Annotated in this window: 16 protein-coding genes; 7 read left to right on the top strand and 9 right to left on the bottom strand. The window is 72.2% G+C overall.

All coding sequences use genetic code 11. The features are described from left to right. Nucleotides 1–25: 25 nt before the first annotated feature. Together B0E54_RS19175 and B0E54_RS19170 are read right to left on the bottom strand one after the other, a co-directional pair. On the bottom strand, nucleotides 26–715 hold the full coding sequence (locus tag B0E54_RS19175) for a class F sortase (RefSeq protein WP_234586589.1): 690 nt from the start codon (nucleotides 713–715) through the stop codon (nucleotides 26–28). A 14-nt stretch (nucleotides 716–729) separates the two neighbouring features. Further along, complete coding sequence (locus B0E54_RS19170; RefSeq protein ID WP_234586587.1) at nucleotides 730–1,518, bottom strand: hypothetical protein; 789 nt, start codon at nucleotides 1,516–1,518, stop codon at nucleotides 730–732. Nucleotides 1,519–1,816: 298 nt separating this feature from the next. Here B0E54_RS19170 and B0E54_RS19165 point away from each other — a divergent pair, with 298 nt between their 5' ends. The 3 genes from B0E54_RS19165 to B0E54_RS19155 all read left to right on the top strand — a co-directional run bounded on the left by B0E54_RS19165 (nucleotide 1,817) and on the right by B0E54_RS19155 (nucleotide 4,531). Beyond that, nucleotides 1,817–1,999: a hypothetical protein gene (locus B0E54_RS19165; protein WP_234586585.1), complete on the top strand. Its 183-nt coding sequence runs from the start codon at nucleotides 1,817–1,819 to the stop codon at nucleotides 1,997–1,999. Between the two features lie 82 nt (nucleotides 2,000–2,081). After that, nucleotides 2,082–3,917, top strand: coding sequence for a sigma-70 family RNA polymerase sigma factor (locus tag B0E54_RS19160; RefSeq protein WP_234586582.1), 1,836 nt, complete (start codon nucleotides 2,082–2,084; stop codon nucleotides 3,915–3,917). Further along, nucleotides 3,914–4,531 carry a DUF305 domain-containing protein gene (locus B0E54_RS19155; protein WP_234586580.1) on the top strand — a complete coding sequence of 206 codons (618 nt, stop codon included), beginning with the start codon at nucleotides 3,914–3,916 and terminating at the stop codon, nucleotides 4,529–4,531. The genes B0E54_RS19160 and B0E54_RS19155 overlap by 4 nt, the downstream gene beginning before the upstream one ends. A gap of 16 nt (nucleotides 4,532–4,547) precedes the next feature. On the opposite strand, the gene B0E54_RS19150 is transcribed toward B0E54_RS19155, so the two are convergent. Continuing rightward, nucleotides 4,548–5,108, bottom strand: coding sequence for a GNAT family N-acetyltransferase (locus tag B0E54_RS19150; RefSeq protein WP_234586578.1), 561 nt, complete (start codon nucleotides 5,106–5,108; stop codon nucleotides 4,548–4,550). Nucleotides 5,109–5,237: 129 nt separating this feature from the next. On the opposite strand from B0E54_RS19150, the gene B0E54_RS19145 reads away from it, so the two are divergent. The 3 genes from B0E54_RS19145 to B0E54_RS19135 are packed head-to-tail and all read left to right on the top strand — an operon-like array spanning nucleotide 5,238 to nucleotide 8,706. Next, a complete protein-coding gene (locus tag B0E54_RS19145) occupies nucleotides 5,238–5,948 on the top strand; it encodes a siderophore-interacting protein (RefSeq protein WP_234586575.1) in 711 nt (236 codons plus the stop codon). Then, the gene (locus tag B0E54_RS19140; RefSeq protein ID WP_234586573.1) at nucleotides 5,945–7,204 is read left to right on the top strand and encodes an MFS transporter; all 1,260 of its coding nucleotides are present in this window, start codon (nucleotides 5,945–5,947) and stop codon (nucleotides 7,202–7,204) included. The genes B0E54_RS19145 and B0E54_RS19140 overlap by 4 nt, the downstream gene beginning before the upstream one ends. Next, nucleotides 7,201–8,706, top strand: a complete 1,506-nt coding sequence (locus B0E54_RS19135; protein WP_234586571.1) for an MFS transporter — start codon at nucleotides 7,201–7,203, stop codon at nucleotides 8,704–8,706. Before B0E54_RS19140 ends, B0E54_RS19135 begins: the two co-directional genes overlap by 4 nt. Nucleotides 8,707–8,710: 4 nt before the next feature. Here B0E54_RS19135 and B0E54_RS19130 read toward each other — a convergent pair whose 3' ends face one another. From B0E54_RS19130 to B0E54_RS19120, 3 genes are read right to left on the bottom strand one after another with little or no spacing between them, the layout of a single operon-like run. Next, nucleotides 8,711–11,578 carry an FAD-binding and (Fe-S)-binding domain-containing protein gene (locus tag B0E54_RS19130; protein WP_234586568.1) on the bottom strand — a complete coding sequence of 956 codons (2,868 nt, stop codon included), beginning with the start codon at nucleotides 11,576–11,578 and terminating at the stop codon, nucleotides 8,711–8,713. Between the two features lie 25 nt (nucleotides 11,579–11,603). Next, nucleotides 11,604–12,776, bottom strand: a complete 1,173-nt coding sequence (locus B0E54_RS19125; protein ID WP_234586566.1) for an anhydro-N-acetylmuramic acid kinase — start codon at nucleotides 12,774–12,776, stop codon at nucleotides 11,604–11,606. Nucleotides 12,777–12,787: 11 nt separating this feature from the next. Then, a complete protein-coding gene (locus tag B0E54_RS19120; protein WP_234586564.1) occupies nucleotides 12,788–14,356 on the bottom strand; it encodes a sodium:solute symporter in 1,569 nt (522 codons plus the stop codon). A 188-nt stretch (nucleotides 14,357–14,544) separates the two neighbouring features. Here B0E54_RS19120 and murQ point away from each other — a divergent pair, with 188 nt between their 5' ends. Continuing rightward, nucleotides 14,545–15,438, top strand: a complete 894-nt coding sequence (gene murQ, locus B0E54_RS19115; RefSeq protein WP_234586562.1) for an N-acetylmuramic acid 6-phosphate etherase — start codon at nucleotides 14,545–14,547, stop codon at nucleotides 15,436–15,438. Between the two features lie 41 nt (nucleotides 15,439–15,479). Here murQ and B0E54_RS19110 read toward each other — a convergent pair whose 3' ends face one another. From B0E54_RS19110 to B0E54_RS19100, 3 genes are all read right to left on the bottom strand, one after another. Continuing rightward, nucleotides 15,480–16,763: a GAF domain-containing protein gene (locus B0E54_RS19110; protein WP_234586558.1), complete on the bottom strand. Its 1,284-nt coding sequence runs from the start codon at nucleotides 16,761–16,763 to the stop codon at nucleotides 15,480–15,482. 138 nt (nucleotides 16,764–16,901) lie between these two features. Continuing rightward, nucleotides 16,902–17,189 (bottom strand): hypothetical protein, encoded by a 288-nt coding sequence (locus tag B0E54_RS19105; protein ID WP_234586555.1) that lies wholly within the window; start codon nucleotides 17,187–17,189, stop codon nucleotides 16,902–16,904. 32 nt (nucleotides 17,190–17,221) lie between these two features. Continuing rightward, the coding region (locus tag B0E54_RS19100; protein WP_234586553.1) for a phosphatidylinositol 4-kinase at nucleotides 17,222–18,099 on the bottom strand (878 nt) is incomplete at its 5' end.

Raw genomic sequence — 18,099 nt, 5'->3', positions numbered from 1 at the left:
TGCCGTCGAGGGCGTACACGGGGCGTCAGGCGGGATGAGCGTGAGCGAGGCGCGCGTAGACGATGACATTGTCGCGGTAGTGCCGGGTGGTGCCGTCGAACTCGCCACCGCAGGTGATGAGGCGCAGCGCCGCGTGGTCCGTGGCCCCGTAGACCTCGTCGGTGGGGAACCGGTCCTTGGGATACTGCTCGACCTTCGTCACGGTGAACATCGCGGTGCTGCCGTCCTGGCGGTCGACGGTTATCCCCGCGCCGGGCGTCAACCTGCCCAGGTCGAAGAACGCGCCCCGGCGGCCTTTCCAGTTCACGTGACCGGCCAGCACCGCCGGCCCGAGGGCACCCGGCACCGGCGCCCGGGTGAACCAGCCGACGTCGGTGGCGCTGTCGGGCACCTGCATGGCGCCGTCCGGCGCAAGCCCGAGAGCGACAGTCGCCGCGGTGGCCCTGAGCGACGGAATCGACACCCGGACCGGCGGTGAGCTGGCCATCAACGGACCGGTGGTCAGCTCACCCGGTTGTGTGGCCGGCACCGCGGGGGCCGTCGCCGCGGGTGCGGCCGCCGACGTACCCGGTCGGGGTGGCTGCGAACGCTGACCCACGACGGCGGCGCCGATCGTCACGGCCGCGGTGACGGTGAGGACGCCGGCCACCGCCAGGAGCGTGAAACGCCCCCGACGGTGGCCGGCCGGCAGCGGCGTGTCGCCGGTGTCCAACACGACTGCGCCCCGGCTCAGCGCTGGCCGGCGACGCGGCGGCGGGCGACAACCGCACCCGCCGCGCCGAGCAGCGCGAGGCCGCCGACGGCGTACAGGGCGATCGGGGACGTCCCGGAGGTGCTTCCATCCCCGGTGGCGACACCCCCGGCGGGTACGGAGCCGGCGGCCGCGCCACTGACCATGCCGCACGTCGCGGGGTCGGTGGCCTCGGCCGGGATGCCGTTGACGCCGACGGACTTGGCGAACGTCGACTCGCCGAGCGCCTCCATGTCGTACTCGCCGTTGTCGTTCGCGTCGATGCCGTGCTGCACCAGGTGCAGGTCCTTCAGGTGCTCGATCGTGCCGGTGGGCAGCTCGGCGGCGGGGATGGTGCGCTCGTAGCTGAGGTTGCCCTGCGCGTCGGCCTTCGGCATCCGGTCGACCGCCAGGCCACTGGCCTTCGTCGTGTCGCCCGTGGTGGTCAGCGAGATGAAGATGTCCCCGTACATCTTCAGTCCCTCCTCGGTGCTGACGTAGCCGTTGCCGTTGGTGTCGGCGGACTTGTCCGGGCAGTGGAAGTCCATGCCGTTGGCCGCGCCGTGCACGTGCTGGGCGTGCGGCGAGTTCGGCGTCATGCCCTTGGACCTGATCATGACCTTGAGGTCACCGCCGCTGGTCGCGGTCAGGGTCGCGGTCCCGGTGGCACCGGTCTCGTTGAGGTCCTGCAACTGGACCTGCACGCTCTCGTCGGCGTGCGCGACGCCCGGGAACGCGAGTACCAGCGCGGCCGCGGGCACGGTGAGCAGGGCTCGGGACAGTCTCACAACAGATCTCCGTCTCCGCCGTAACGGCGTTGATGCTCAGGTGCTGTCGAGAGGGATTCGTCGCCGGCGCCCGGCCGGATTGGTGCTGGCCAGAAATGTTTCCGCGCAGCTCTGACCTGTCTCGGTGACCGCAGGTCCGCTTCGCCGCGCCCTGACGACGCCCGGGGCGCTAGGCTGTGGGTGCGGGCACCGATGGCCCATCGCCGGGCCCGCCCCTCCGCCTCCCCACGGCTTCGAAGCTGCCGATGACTGAGTCGAGCGCTGCCGTGCACATCTCCTGGAGCACCTTGTGCCCGATATGACCTCCGCCCGGAACCCCTTCACCATCGAGGGGGGCCGGGTCGTCGACGACGAGCGCAGTCCGGCCGCGGACGTCAGCGCCGCGTCCATGACCCGCCTGCGTACTCCGTTCGCGGCCGGGACCGAGGCCGGCGCGTCGGCCGACCGGCCCGACGGACCGGAGGAGAAAACCGTAATCTGACCCGCCGCCGCTCGTCTCCGATTCAGGAGGCGGTCAGCGCTCACGCGCGCCGACCGGACCGAGCGCACAAGGAGTGGGATCCATGTCGTCAACCGGTCGGGCAGCACCCGATCCCGGGCTGGTCGTCGCGGCTCGACAGGGCGACCGGCGCGCTCTCGACGACGTCGTGGCGGCCTCGCTTCCGCTGGTCTACAACATCGTCGGGCGGGCGCTGCGCGGCCATGCCGACGTCGACGACGTGGTCCAGGAGACCCTGGTACGGGTGATCCGGCACCTGCCCGCGCTCAACGATCCGACGGCGTACCGGTCCTGGCTCGTGGCGATCACCATCCGCCAGGTGCGCGACTGGGATCAGCGTCGCCGTGTCGCCCTCAACCGCGACGCCGGGCTCGACGCGATCCACGACGTGCCCGATCCCGCCTCCGACTTCGCCGGGATGACGATCCTCCGGCTCGGCCTCACCGACCAACGGCGTGAGGTCGCCGAAGCGACCCGCTGGCTCGACCCGGACGACCAGGAACTGCTCTCGCTCTGGTGGCTGGAGGAGACCGGTGAGCTGACGCGGGCCGAGATCGCCGAGGCCGCGAGCCTGTCGCCGGGGCACGTCGCGGTGCGCATCCACCGGATGAAGGAGCAGATCCAGAGCGCCCGGGGCGTCGTCCGCGCCCTGCATGCCCGCCCCGGCTGCCCGGACCTGGGCGCGGTGGCGGCCGAGTGGGACGGCACTCCCAGCCCGCTGTGGCGCAAGCGGCTGGCCCGACACATCCGGGACTGCGCGTTCTGCGGGCGCCCGGGCGCCACGTTCCTGCCGATCGACAGGCTGCTCGCCGGGATGCCGATGCTGCCGCTGCCGGCCGGCCTCAGCGCCCACGTCCCGAGTGCGACGGTGCCCCCGGCCGCCGCCGCGCCGGCCGTCGGACCGCATCCCCCGGGCGTCGCCGAGCTCGCGGGGCACGCGCCCCGTGCTGTGGTTCCCTACCTGGCCGCCGCAGTGGTTGCCGCGGTCCTCGCGATCACCACGTTGGTGGTGGCGCTGCCGGACGATCCGGCCGCCGAGCCCTCCTGGGCCGTCCCGCCGCCCGTCGCGCCCACCAAGATCGCCTCCGCGTCCGCCTCCCCGAGCAGCGCGCCGTCACCGAGCGCGCGCCCGACGTCGAAGGCGCCTGTCGCACCGGCGATCAGCTCCGCGCGCAAGGGCGTCGGGGTGTGGAACTTCGCCGGAGCGAGCCAGGCGTTGGCCAGCTCGAAGGCCGGTTGGTACTACACCTGGGGCACCCAGCACCCGGGGATCAGCACTCCGCGCGGCGCGACATTCGTACCCATGATCCGCAGCGCGGAGAACGTCACCGCCGCGGAGCTGGCCCGGGCCCGGGCCGCCGGGCCGCACCTGCTCACCTTCAACGAGCCCGACCTGCCCGAACAGGCGAACATGACAGTCGAGCAGGCACTGGACCTGTGGCCGCAACTGATGGCGACGGGCAGCAAGCTGGGCAGCCCGGCGGTCGCCTGGGGCGGCGCGGACCCGCGGGGTTGGCTGGACCGGTTCATGACCGGCGCGAAGGCCCGGGGTCACCGGGTGGACTTCATCACCCTGCACTGGTACGGCGGCGACTTCACGACCGCTGCGGCGGTCGACCAGCTTCGGCAGTACCTGCAGGCCGTCCACCAGCGGTACCAGAAGCCGATCTGGCTGACCGAGTTCGCTCTGATCCGCTACGACGGCGGGCGTCAGCAGTTCCCGAGCCAGGAGCAGCAGGCGGCCTTCCTCACCGCGGCCGCCGGCATGCTCGGCGAACTCTCCTATGTGCAGCGTTACGCCTGGTTCGGCCTCCCGGCCACGGACAAGGACCGATCCGGGTTGTTCAGCGACGGCACCACGGCGACAGCGATCGGCCGCGCGTTCCAGGCCGCGCGGTGAACGGGCGGGTCGGGCGGATCGTCGGCGTCGTCGCGACACTGGCCGCGACGGCGCTGGCCGTCGGGCTGACCCGGGATGCGGGCCGCACCGACCAGACCGCCGCGCCCGCGTCAGCCGCTCCCGCGCCGACTCCGTCCGTGCTGCTCAACGGCACCGACGACGCCTTCATCCAGCTGCTGCTCCCGATGAACGAGGGTGCGCTCGCGTTGATCGCCGACGTCGAGGATCGTCAGTCGGCCGCCGACCCCGCGCTGCGCGCCGTCCTCGGTGACATCCGGGCGGCGCACCGGGCCGAGTCGGTGGAACTGCGCAGGCTGCTGGCCGCCGGCAACATTCCGGAACAGAACATCCACGCGGGGCATCAGATGCCCGGCATGGTCACCGACGCCGCCCTCGCCGAGCTGCGCGCCGCTCCCGAGGCCGAGGTGCGGTCCCGCGCGGTCGGTCTGATCCGGGCGCACCTCGCGCAGACGGTCGTGCTGTGCCGGGGTGAGCAGACCGCCGGGGGCAGCACGGAGGTGAAGACCCTCGCCGGCCGGATCCAGGCGGCGCGGGCTGCCGAGCTGAACGCTCTGGCAGGTCAGCCCGGTGGGACCGGCGCCCCGGCCAACTGAGCTGGCGTGGGCCCGGTCAGGCGGGCGTCGGGTGGTCTGACTCGAACCGGGAGCGGGTGAGGAAGGCCAGTTGGGCGCGCTTGTCCGGCATGTCGATCTCGGCATCGAAGGTGAAGCCCTCGATCTGGAGTCGACGTAGCGCGAGGTGGTTGCGGACGTCCGGCTCGACGACGATCCGCTGAGCGGCCGGGTCGCGGAACAGGAAACGGGCGAGGGCAGGGCCGATGGCATTCGTCAGGCCGCGGGCGAGGTGGCGGGCGGGGTTGAGCAGCAGGTGCATCCCGATGTCGCCGGGCTGCACGGCGTACCGCTCGCCGACCGGGTCGGCCTCGGGCTGGTAGGTCTGGAACAGGCCGACCGGCTCCTCGTCGATCGTGATCAGGTACGCGTGGTGCGTGGGCAGGCCGTCGACGAAGGTGTAGACCTCGCGAACCTGGTCGGGGGTGTGTGACCCCATTCCCCAGAACGAGTTGCGGGGCAGGGTGACCCAGCCGTGCAGGAGCGCGGCGTCCCGGTCGGGCACGACTGGTGTCAGCGTCAGCTCGCCGAGTCCGGTGATCTTCTCCTGGTATGTCATGTCGCGGGTCCTTTGCTGGTCTGGTCGGGGTGATCGCGCCCGAGGTGACGTGAGGAGGACACGCGTTCCGGCTGCGAGGTACTTAGGTTACCCTCCCCTAACAAAGGCTTGCCTTACCTGGAGGGGTGCGTGAAACGGAACTGGGAAGCCCTGGTCCTCAAGGCCATGGGAGGCCGGGACTTTCAGTTGACGGTGCGGGCCACGGAGTCGGTGGACGGGCACTACCAGCGGCTGCTCCTGGACGACGGCGGCCTGCTGGAGGCGTGCGGGGTCCACCCCACGATGTGGGTCCGACTGTGGTTCGACAACGACGGCCGGGCGCACCAGCGGGCGTACACACTCGTCGACCCCGACCCGGCCGCCGGCCGGTTCAGCCTCGAATTCGCCATCCACGACGGCTGCGCCGCGCGCTGGGCCACCACCGCGCAGGTCGGCGACACCATCGTCGCCACCGTGCAGGGCAGCGCCTTCGAACTGCCCGACCCGGCACCGGAGCACCTCTACCTCGTCGGCGACGCGGCGTCCCTGCCGGCGGTGAACAGCCTGCTCGACGCCGGCGCCGACATCCCGGCAACCATCTGGCTCGAGTACGCCCACGAGGGCGAGAAGGCCCTCGCACCGCGCGCCCGGGCGCACCACGACGTCACCTGGGTGCCCCGGGACGCCGACGGTCAACACCTCGTCGACACCCTCCGCTCCGACCTGCCGGCCAACGACGCGGCCCACTACTGGGTGGCTTGCGAGGCTGCCACCACCCGCGGCATCACCCGGCACATCCGCAAGACGCTGGGCGTCGACAAGGACCGGCTGACCTCGCTCGGCTACTGGAGAGCCCCGTGAGAGGCCGACTCGGCACCCTGACCGCGCTGTACGTCACCCAGTACCTCGGCATCGGCTTCATCACCGTCGGGTTGGCCGCCATCCTGCGCGACGGCGGTACGTCCCTGGACACCCTCGCGCTGTTGCAGGTCGTCGGCCTGATCTGGCCCATCAAGTTCCTCTGGGCACCGCTCCTCGACAGGTACGGCTCCCAGCGTCGCGGCCACTACCGATCCTGGCTCCTCATCCTGCAGAGCGCGTTGGTGCTGGCCCTGCTGGCGCTGCTGCCGTTCTCCCGTCCGGCCGACGCGCTCGGCCCGGTCATCGCCATCTGCGCCGCGTACGTCTTCTTCTCCGCCACGCAGGACATCGCCGTGGACGCCATCGCGGTGCGGATGCTCGGCGAGGCGGACCGGGGGACCGGCAACGGCATCCAGGTCGCGGCGAGTTACCTCGGCAACCTGCTTGGCGGCGGCGCCTGTGTGCTGGTCTACGACAGGTTCGGCTGGGCGTCGGCGGTCGGCCTGCTGGCCGCGTTGACAGCTGTCGGGCTGCTGGTGGTGTGGCGGTTCTCCGAGCCCGCGCGGACCGATCGGGTGGACCGCGTCGGCACGGCCTACCGGGCGCTGCTGTCGGTGTTCGGCCAGCCCGGCTGCCGGTGGTGGACCTTCGGCGTCGTGCCGCTGGTCTACGTCGGCGCGGGCATGGCGTACGCCCTGGTGACGCCCGCGCTGGTCGACGCGGGGTGGTCACTGGGCCGGATCGGCGTGGTGACCGGCGTGGTGACCAGCGCGCCGGCCATCGTGGCGGGTCTGGTCGCCGGGGTCGGCATCGGGCGGTTCGGGCGCGGTCGGGTGCTCGTGGTGGGCGGCGTGACCCTCGCGGTGTCGACGACGATGCTGCTGCCGTTGTTGAACGGCCGCGCGCCGCTGGGCGGGACGGTCGCCGCGCTCTGCTGCTTCATGGTGGCCTACACGATCGCCAACGTCGTGCTCTACACGATCAACATGGACTACTCACGACCGGGCACCGGCGGCACGGACTTCACAGTCCTGTCGTCGTTCGGCCTGGTCTGCTCGTTCGTGGCCGCCTCGGTGGGTCTGGCGGCGGCCGACCGGTTCGGCTACCCGCCGGTCGCGGTCGCCGCCATCGTGCTGGTGGCCGCCGGGGTCGCTCTTGGCCTCGCGCACCAGCGGCGGTTCCCCGGTACGCCCGGTACCGTCCGCGAGCCGACCACCGAGAGTTCGTCGGCAGACGTCGTACGGGCGGCGGTGTGACAGCCGTCAGGGCGGTCGCCGTCCCGGCGGCGGCGGCCCGACTGCCGCACCGCTGGCTCATCCTGGCCGTGCTCTGCGTCGCCCAACTCGTCGTCGTGCTGGACAACACGATCCTGACCGTCGCGGTGCCGGTGCTCACCACCGAGCTGGACGCCAGCACCGCCGACGTGCAGTGGATGATCAACTCGTACGCCCTGGTCCTCTCCGGGCTGCTGCTCACGGCGGGTGCCGCCGCCGACCGGTACGGCCGCCGGCGGATGCTGCTCGCCGGCCTCGTCCTGTTCGGACTCGGCTCGCTGGTGGCGGGCCTCGCGAGCACCAGCGGTCAGTTGATCGCCGCGCGGGCGGGGATGGGCGTCGGCGGGGCGCTGCTTGTCACCTCGACGCTCGCGGTGGCGATGCAGGTGTTCGACGGCGCCGAACGGTCCCGCGCGATAGGCATCTGGGCGGCCACCAGCGCGTTGGGCTTCGCCGTCGGGCCGCCGATCGGCGGCACCATCCTGGCCCACCTGCCGTGGGGCGCCATCTTCCTGCTGAATGTCCCCATCGTTCTGGCCTGCCTGCTCGTGGGCCGGGCGCTCGTGCCGGAGTCCCGTGGTCCGGCCGGTGGCCGACTCGACGTGTGGGGCGCCACGCTCTCCACCGCCGGGCTCACCGCGGTCGTCTTCTCGATCATCGCCGGGCCGGAGCGGGGCTGGGCCTCGGCCGAGGTCGTCGGCGCGGCCGTCGTCGGCGTGGTCCTGCTCGGGATGTTCGTCAGCTGGGAGCGACGGATCAGCCACCCCATGCTGGACATGCACTTCTTCCGGGACCGTCGGTTCGTCGGCGCGGTCTCCGGCGTCGTCCTGATCACCTTCGGGGCCACCGGCGCGCTGTTCCTGCTGACCCAGCACCTGCAGTTCGTCCGCGGCTACCCGGCCTGGGAGGCCGGCCTACGCATGGCGCCCTTCGCCCTGTCCATCGTGCTGCTCAACGTCAGCGGCGTCGCCGCCGCCGTGATCCGCCGCATCGGGCTGGCTGCCGCCATCGCCCTCGGCATGGCGCTGCTCGCCGCCGGCCTCGCGGCGGTGACCCTTCTGTCCTCCGACGGGTACGGGGTGCTCCTCGGCGGCCTGTTCGTCATGGGCGTTGGTTGCGCCCTGGCCAACCCGGCGATCGTCGAGGCGGTGATGAGCGCGATCCCGGCCGAGAAGGCAGGTGCCGGAGCCGGGGTGGACGGAACCATGACCGAGGTCGGCAGCAGTCTCGGCATCGCGGTGCTCGGTGCCGTGTTGAACGCCCGGTTCGCGGCGCTCCTGCCCGCCGGGCTGGCCGGCGCGGACTCGTTCCCCGCAGCCCTCGCCGCCGCCGACGAGGGGCCGCAACGGCAGGCCGTGACAAGCGCCTTCGCCTCCGCACTGGAGACCGGCCAGTTGGTGGGCGCCGCCGCGGTCCTGGCCGGTGGTCTGCTCGCCGCCGCGCTGCTGCGCCGCGCTGGTACCCCCTCGGCCGGGTGGCGGTGACCGGCTAGGCCGGCGGCTCGACCGCCTCGACGAGCACCTGGAGCACGTGGCGGTACGGCTGCCCGGTGGCCCGGCTCATGCCCATCTCGCAGGTGCGGTTGCAGGAGGCGTACGCGTCGTGGTCGCGTTGGTTGACCTCGGCGGCCTGGGCGGCGGTGGCGCCGCTGGTGACCTCGGGATGCAGCAGCCCCCGGTCACCGGCGAACGCGCAGCATCCCCAGCTGTCCGGCACGGTCACGGTGTCGGCCACCGCCCGGGCCACGGTGTGCAGGTCTTCGATGCCGTCGAGGTGGACGGTGGAGCACGTGGGGTGCAGGGCCAGCGAGCCCAGCCGCCGGGGTTCGGGCAGCGCCGGCAGGAGGTGTTCGGCGGTGAAGGTCACGCTGTCGACGAAGCGCAGCGTGTCGTACCGTGCCCGGTCCTTCTCGGCCAGCGCGGCGGTCAGCTGGGTCAGCCCGTGGGTGCAGGAGGACGCGTCGCACACGATGGGCAGCCGGCCATGGTCGCTGGCCGTCCACAGCGCCGCCAGGGTCCGCTCGGCCATCTCCCGGTGGCCGGCGGGGTAGCCCTTGGACTGCCAGGGCGTCCCGCAGCACAGGCCCGCGGTCCCGGCCGGCACGACGACAGGCACCCGCGCCAGCTCGCACAGGCGCAGGAACGCCGCCGCCGAGCCGCCGGACGGGCCGTCCTCCGGCGCGAAGACGCTGCCGATGCACGCCGCGAAGAACACCGCCCGGGCGTCCGGCGCGCTGCGCCGCTCGGGCCGGGGCCCGCCGCCGCGCGGCATGTCGTCGCTCCACTGTGGTACGAGTTCGGTGGCGCCGAGGGAACGGATCACCCCGGTGGCGGCGCGGGTCAGCGGTGTCGGCACGGCGTGCGCGGCCTTCAGCCCGACCCGGACGCCGGCCACGGCGCCCTTCCAGTGCCGGGCGACACCGCGGGCGGTGCGCTGGGCGAGTGGGCTGTGCCGCTCGGCGCGCAGCCGCTTCATCGCCGCACCGGTGTCGATGCCGACCGGGCAGGCGGTGACGCAGAGGCTGTCGGCGGCGCAGCTGTCCACCGCGGCGTACTCGTAGTCGGCGGTCAGCTCCCGGCGGCGTTCCTCGTCCCCGGCGGCCGTGGCGAGGGCGATCTGTCGTTGCAGGACGATGCGCTGTCGGGGCGTGGTGGTGACGTCGGCGGTGGGGCAGACCGGCTCGCAGTAGCCACACTCCACGCAGGCGTCCAGCTCCGCGTCGACGGTCGGGACGGCCTTGAGCTGCCGCAGGTGCACCGTCGGGTCGTCGTTGAGCAGCACGCCGGGGTTGAGCAGCTCGCTCGGGTCGCACAGCCGCTTCAGCTCGCGCATCACGTCGTACAGCTCGTCGCCGTACTGTCGCCGGACGAAGGGCGCCATGGCGCGACCGGTGCCGTGCTCGGCCTTGAGTGTGCCCCCCTCGGCGAGCACGAGGTCGACCATGTCCTCGGTGAACCGGGCGTAGCGGTCGATCTCGGCCGGTGTGTCGAAGGACTGGGTCAACATGAAGTGCAGGTTGCCGTCGCGGGCGTGTCCGAAGATCACCGCGTCGGGATAGCCGTGCCGCTCGAACAGGCCGATCAGGCCGTCGCAGGTGCCGGTCAGGCGCGGCATCGGCACGGCGACGTCCTCCAGCAGGGCCGTGGTGCCGGGCGGGCGGGCGCCGGCGACCGCCGTGTAGAGGCCCTTGCGCAGGTGCCAGAGCCGGGCCCGCTCGCGCGGGTCGTGGGTCAGTTCGGTGCCGGCGACGGCGGGCAGCCGGTCGAGCACGGGCTGGGCGTCGGCAAGCGTCGCGGCCAGCCGCTCCGCGCTGTCCTCGGCGAACTCCACAAGCAACGCGGCGTGCCCGACGACAGCCAGCCCGCGCAGGGCCGGGCTCGCGTCGGGGTCGCGCTGGCTGACCCGCAGCGCGGCGGCGTCGAGCAGTTCGGCGGTACGCGCGCCGGCGGCGAGCAGGGCCGGCAACGCGTCGGTGGCGGCGCTGAGACCGGGCAGGATCAGCAGGCCGGTGGCGGCGTGTTGGTGGATCTCGACGGTCCGGAAGACGGCCTCGGCCACGAACCCGAGCGTGCCCTCGCTGCCGATCATCAGGTGGGCCAGCATGTCGACCGGGCTGTCGTGGTCGAGCAGCGAGTTCAGTCCGTACCCCATGGTGTTCTTCATGGCGAACAGCCGCTCGATGGTTGCGCGCGACCCCGGCGTCGCGCGCACCCGGTCGCGCAGGCGCAGCAGCCCGGCGTGCAGTTCGGGCTCGGTGGCGCGCAGCCGGTCGTCGGCGTCGCGGGCGGCGGAGTCGACGACGGTGCCGGACGGGAGGACGAAGCGCAGCGACTCCATGGTGCGGTACGCGTTGTCGGTGGTGCCGCAGGTCATCCCGCTGGAGTTGTTGGCCACCATGCCGCCGACCGTGCAGGCGGCCTCGCTGGCCGGGTCCGGTCCGAGCCGGCGGCCGTAGCGGGCCAGCCGGGCGTTGGCCTGCCGGATCGTCAGTCCCGGCTGGAGCCGGATGCGGCGGCCGTCGTCGAGCACCTCGGCGTGCCGCCAGTCGGTGCGGACGTCAACTAGCACGCCCGCGCCGCCGGCCTGCCCGGCGAGGCTGGTGCCGCCACCGCGCAGGGTCAGCGGCACGCCGGCCTCCCGGGCGCCGACCATCAGCGCGCCCACCTCGGCAGCCGAGGCCGCGCGGACCACTGCCTGCGGCTCGAACAGGTACGGCGAGGCGTCGTGCGCCGCCGCCAGCCTCCGGGGCAGCTCGGCGCTGACCCGGGTCGGATCGTCGAGGTGCGGGCGCAGCAGGTCGGCCACCTCGCGGGCACGGACGCCTGCGGCGTTCGGCGCGGGAACGACGGTGCTCATGGGCGGATCCTCCCGGGAAAGGTGGTCAGTCGGCGATGATCAGCATCCGCTCGGGTGCGGTGTCGACAGGTGCCGGCAGCCGCAGCGGTTGGCGGCCGGGGGTGATGCTGCCGAGCACCGAGGCGTGCCGCGCGCCGGTGCCCGAGGGCAGGGCGCCCGGCAGCCCGTGCACGGTCAGGTAGCCCAGCAGCGCGAAGGCCAGCGCCTCCTTGGCGTCCGAGGCGACACCTACCTCGTCGCTCGACGTCAGGTCGACGTCGGGCAGCTCGTCGACGAGCAGGCCCATCAGGGTCGGGTTGTGTGCCCCGCCGCCGGAGACGACGAGCCGGGTGACGCCGTGCGCCCGGCAGGCGTCGGCCACCGTGACCGCCGTCAGCCGGGTGAGCGTGGCCAGCACGTCGTTCGGCTCCGGCGTGGGGGCGTCGGCGAGGGCGGCGAGCAGGTACGGCAGGTGGAACAGCTCCTTGCCGGTGCTCTTCGGGCCGGGCTGCCGGTAGTACGGCTCGTCGAGCAGCCGCCGCAGCAGGGTCGGGTTGACCTGCCCGGCCGCCGCGCCGCGCCCGTCCCGGTCGTACTCCTCGGCGCCACCGCTGAAGTGGCGGACGGCGGCGTCGAGGAGCGCGTTGGCCGGCCCGGTGTCGAACGCGAGGGGATCCGCGTCCGGTGCGACGACTGTGATGTTGGCGATGCCGCCCAGGTTGAGTGCGGCGGGGACGCCGGGCAGGCCCCGCAGCAGCAGCGCGTCGAACAGGGCGACCAGGGGAGCGCCCTGGCCACCGGCGGCGACGTCGCGGCTGCGCAGGTCGGCCACGACCGGAAGGCCGGTGGCCTCCGCGATCCAGGCCGGCTGACCGAGCTGGAGGGTGCCGCGGACCGTACCCGCCTCGACCCAGTGGTGCATCGTCTGGCCGTGCGAGACGACCAGGTCGGCGTTGCCGTCGCACAGTTCCGCGACGGCCCGCACGCCCGCCTCGGCGAAGGTCTGACCGATGCCGGTGTCCAGCACGCAGATCGCCTCGGTGGTGGTCGCCGCGGGTGGCAGGGCCGCGGCGATCCGGGCGCGCAACCACTCGGGGTACGGGTGGCTGAGCCGGCCCAGCGGTCGCATCCGCAGGGTGTCGTCGCTCCTGTCGAACTCGGCTGCGGCGGCTTCGATGCCGTCGTAGGAGGTTCCGGACATCAGGCCGATCACGCGCATCGCGTTCTCCTTCACGCCCGGCCGGCGGGCGTCGCCGCGGCGTCGTCGTCGATCTCGTCGTCGCGTCGTCCATGGTCGTACGGCGTCTCCGGGGCCGGGTGGAACCGGCTCGACACCGCGCCGACGACCAGGGTGATCAGGACGCCGATCGGCACCAGCCACTGCGCGGCGATGGCGGTGGCGGTGGTGGTGCCGGCCGTCGTCACGTCGATCTTGACGAAGCGGACGATGTAGGTCATCACCGCCACGGTGACGAGGAAGGCGATGAACGCGTCGACCTGGTTGGCCCGCTTGACCAGGCGGCCGAGCAGGAAGGCCCCGAGCAGTGCGCCGTAGGTGTAGCCCGCGATGGTCAGGCCGGTCAGGTAGACGTTTCCGGTGCTGGAGCTGAACGCGCAGGCGAAGACCGCCATCAACACCGCCCAGACCAGGGTCATCACCCGAGCGAGCCGGAGCATCGCGTCGTCGGACGGGACCTTGCGGAAGAAGCTGTGGATGAAGTCGGCGACCGTGGAGTTCGACATCGAGTTCAGCGCCGACGACAGCGAACCCATCGCGGCGCCGAGGATGCCGGCCACCAGCAGGCCCGAGATGCCGACCGGCAGGGCGTGCAGGATGAAGCTCGGGTAGAGGTTGTCGCTGCTGGCCAGGCCGAGTTCCTTGAAGGTCTGACCCTTGTTGTACGACCACAGCAGCGCGCCGACCAGGGAGAACGCGGCGAACTGGATGACCACGAAGACGCCCGAGGAGATCATCGCCTTCTGCCCGTCGCGCAGCGTGCGGGTGGACAGGATGCGCTGGACGATCAGCTGGTCCGAGCCGTGGCTGGCCATCGCGAAGATCGCACCACCGATGATGGCGGTCGGCAGGGCGAACGGGCTGGTGAGCACGTGCGCGAGGGCGAAGTTGGTGTCGAAGAGCTGGAACTTGCCGGCGTCCAGCGCCTGCGAGTAGCCGTCGAAGCCGACGGCGTGGCTGAGCACCGCGATGGCCAGGATGGCCCCGCCCAGGTACAACCCCATCTGGATGGCGTCGGTCCAGATGACCGCCTTGATGCCACCGAGGTAGGTGTAGACCACGGTGATGAGCGTGAGGACCACGATGATGGCCTGGTAGCCGACGTGCAGGCCGAACTCGTCGAGGAGCAGCTTGATGGGGATGGCCGAGGCGAACAGGCGTACGCCCTCGGCGAGCAGGCGGGTGAAGACGAACGTGACCGACGCCAGACCCTGAAGTTTCAGGCCAAACCGCTCACCGAGGTACTGGTAGGCGCTGACGAACCCACCCCGTTTGTAGAGCGGGATGAGCACCGTCGCCACGACCACGCGACCGATGACGTAACCCAGGGCCAGCTCGACGTTGCCGAACCCCTGACCGCTGTAGGCGCCACCGGGCACGCTGATCACGGTCAGGACGCTGGTCTCGGTGGCCACCACGGAGAACGAGACGGTCCACCACGGCAGGCGACCCTCGCCCACGAAGTAGTCCTTGGCGGATTTCTGCTTGCCGGACAGGCGTAGACCGACGAAGGCGATCACCACGAGGTACAGCACGATCACGACAAGGTCGAGTTGGCGCACGGTTCACTCCCCACGCAGCGGGTTGTCAATAAGTGACGTTGGCCCACAGTAACGCGAAACTTTTTGCCAGCGCCCGTCCGGGCTGGTTACGCTGTGGTTTCAGCCTGCTGATAGAGGGCGCGTCGGCCCAGCAGGACGCGCCCGTCGGCGCTCGGCGGCTGAACATCAGCGAGAGGAACGAACACCTGATGGACCTCAGCACCCTCGGCACCGAGACCCGCAACGACAAGACCAGCGACCTCGACCGGATGTCTCCCACCGAGTTGCTTCTCGCGATGAACGACGAGGACCGCTCCGTCGCGGACGCCGTTCGTCGAGCCGTGCCGGACATCGCCGCCGCCGTCGACGTCATCGTGGCCTCGCTCCGCCAGGGCGGACGGCTGATCTACGTCGGCGCGGGCACCAGCGGTCGGATCGGCATGCTCGACGCCGTCGAGATCCCACCCACCTTCGGTACGACGCCCGACCGGGTCGTCGGTCTGCTCGCCGGCGGGGCACGAGCCTTCGGCGTCGCCGTCGAGGGTGCCGAGGACGACCCGAACCGCGCCGTCGCCGACCTCGACGCGGTAGGCCTGACCGCCCGCGACACGGTGGTCGGGCTCGCCGCCAGCGGCCGTACCCCGTACGTGGTCGGCGGGTTGGATCACGCCCGCGCGCGCGGCGCGGCGACCGTCTCCGTGGCCTGCAACACCGACGCCGTGATCAGCCGGCACGCCGATGTCGCCATCGAGGTGCCGACCGGCCCCGAGGTGCTCACCGGCTCCACCCGGCTCAAGGCCGGCACCGCCGAGAAGCTCGTCTGCAACATGCTCTCGACCGCCGCGATGGCCCGGCTCGGCAAGGTCTACGGCAACCTCATGGTGGACATGAACGCCACCAACGCCAAGCTCGTCGACCGGGCACGCCGGATCGTCGCCGAGGCCGCCGACACCGACCTCGACACGGCCGAGCGGGCGCTCGCGGCGGCGCACGGGCACGCCAAGACGGCAATCGTGCTGCTGCTGGCCCACTGCACCGCCGAGGAGGCCGCCGCCCGGCTGCGCGCCGCCGACGACGACGTCCGGGCGGCCGTCGCGGCCTGACCACGAGGCGCCGCCAGTCGACGCTGCGGTGCTCCGGTGGGTCAGCGGTTGACGTAGGCGGCCAGGCCGCCGAGCTCCTCGCTCGCGATGAACACCGACCGCACGTTGAGGATGGCCTCCTCGACGTGGGACTCACAGCCCCACGCCGCGTCACCCCACGAATCGGCGATCTTGACCTTCGCCGGTGCGGCGCACCCCTGGGCACCGCCGAGCTGGCAGTGCTCGGGATGCGGTCGGGCGGCCTGTGCGGCCGCCGCGGCGCGCATCCGGTCGGCGAGTTCCGCCGCCGCGGCGGCGCGCTGCTCGGCCTCGGCGCGCAGCTGCCGCTCGGCGCGTACCGCCTTGGCCAGCTCCTCGTGCGCGGCCTTGGCGCGGGCTTCGGCGGCGATCTTCGCCTGCTCGACGTGGTGGCGTTCGATGGCCAGGGCCGCGGTGTCGGCGAAGACCCGGGCCAGGGCGAGGTCGGTGTCCTGCGGGACGCGCGGGGTGCGGTGGTACATGGCGAAGGTGCCCAACAGGCTGCCGTCGCGGGCCAGAACCGGCATCGACCAGCAGGCGGCGAGCCCGGCCCGCTCGGCCAGGTCGCGGAAGTCGTCCCAGAACGGGTCGGTGGCGATGTCGGTGACGATCACCGGTTCGCGCCGGTGCGCGGCGGTGCCGCACGAGCCGACACCCTCGCCGGTGGCGATCCCGTCGATGGCCTGGTTGTAGAACTCGGGCAGGCTCGGTGCCGCGCCGTGGCGCAGGTGCCGGCCGTCCGGGTCGGCGAGCAGCACGGAGACGAGCACCTGCTCCGGCGCCAGATTCTCGATGCAGCGGGCCATCCCGTCGAGCACCTCGGCCAGGGGCGCCTGGCGGGCGATCTGCTCCAGCATGGCGCGGTGCTCGACCATGAGCCGCTGGGCGTGCTTGACCTGCGTGGTCTCCACACCGATCACGCGGATCCCGGTCACGGTGCCACTGGCGTCACGGCGGGGCTCGTAGGTGAAGTCGAAGAACACCTCCCGCGCCTGCGGGCCGGTCCCCAGCACGATCCGGGCGTCCCGACCGGTGTAGGGCTCACCCGTGCGGTAGACCTCGTCCAGCAGGGCGACGAAGCCCTGACCGGCCAACTCCGGCATCAGCTCGGAGAGCGGGACCCCGGTACGCGCCCGATCCTCACCGATGGTGGCGAAGAACGCCGGGTTCGCCGTCTCCACCACGTGCGTGGGCCCCACGAGCGACGCGAAAACGGCGATGGACTGCCCGAACAGCGCCCGCAGGTCCTCCTCGGCCGACTCCCCGGCACTCACCGCAGTCGACCGCTGGTCCGATACCGCCGTCATGCCGTGGTCGCCCCTCTCACGTACGACTTCGTCGGATGGCTCATGGTCCACCGCCCGCTGACGGTCGCCAGAGTACGGGGGAGACCGCGAGGCCGCCGTGCAGCGTACCGATGGCTGCTGTACCGGGGCGGTGGCGGCTCAGCCGCTCTCGTCCACGAATTTGTAGTAGCTCATCCGGAAGCGTTGCAGCAGGGCGCGCATGAAGTCGGGGCCGGCCTCCGGCGGCACCCGCTCCGCGCCGACCGGCACACCGTTGTCGTAGAAGTCCTGTGCGAGCGCACCCCACTCGGGGTCGAGGATGGTCAGCGACACCGCCTGGCCCGGCTGCCAACGGAACTCGGCCACCCGCCGGTTCGTGTGCTGGGCGAACGTGTACAGCGCCACGCGAGTCGCCGCCTGCTCGGTCATGCCTGCCTGCTCGGTCATGCCTGCCTCCTGGTTCACCACGGCTCCTTCGCTCACCACGGGCTCGGCGGACGGAACGCGTTCCACGCCTCGCCCGTGATCGTGCCTCGGCTGCGGATCTCGTTGAAACGGTCCATCGCACCGGACAGCGCCTGCTCGCTCAGGCCGGTGCCGCGCAGCCGGTCGGCCAGCACGGCCGGGTCGGTGGCCTGGATCCGGGCGATCGTGTCCGGACTGAGCGGCTGGTTCATCTGCTGCGCAACGAAGTCCGACCGCAGCGACTCGCCGTTCGACTCCGGGAACGAGTAGCCGTGATCGATGGCGACCAGGCGGCCGTCCGGGCCGGTCAGGTAGTTACCCATGTGCCGGTCGGTGTTGCCGCTGACGTAGTCGAGCACCGCCATCCGCTCGCGCTCCGCGACGGGGTAGTCGCCGGCGGGACGACCAGGGCTCGCGTTCTCCACGAACTCCTGCATCGACCCGGCCCCGTGCGGACCGTCCCACCGTGCCGTCGTGGGCACCAGGCCGAAGCCCAGATCCTCGTCCAGGCGCGAGGCGGCGACCTCCCGGGCGGCCAGTTGATTCTCCGGGATGGTGGAGCGCACCTGGACGAACTCGTTCTCCGGCACATTCGGCTTGTAGACACCGTGCGTGCCGTCGGTGAACGTCACGTCGTACGCGTCGTTGACGTGCCCACCGGGGTCGAGCTCGGTCATGCTGTGCACCTCCCTGCCGAGCAGCCGCAACTCGGCCTCGCTCGCATGATCGGGCACCAGCGGATCGGCTGTGGACCCGGGCTCCGCCGCGTCGGACCCGTCGGTGTCCGGCGGATCGTCGGCGCCGTGCGCCGTACCGCCGTCGTGCGGTGGCCCGGCGTCGTGCGGTGGCCCTCCGGCCGGCCCGGGCGGGCCGCCGTGCGCCGGGCCGCCGC

Source organism: Micromonospora sp. MH99 (assembly GCF_021442385.1).
Classification (GTDB): Bacteria; Actinomycetota; Actinomycetes; order Mycobacteriales; family Micromonosporaceae; genus Micromonospora.
The sequence above is the reverse complement of the archived record's forward strand: the minus strand, read 5'-3'. Positions and strand labels throughout refer to the sequence as shown.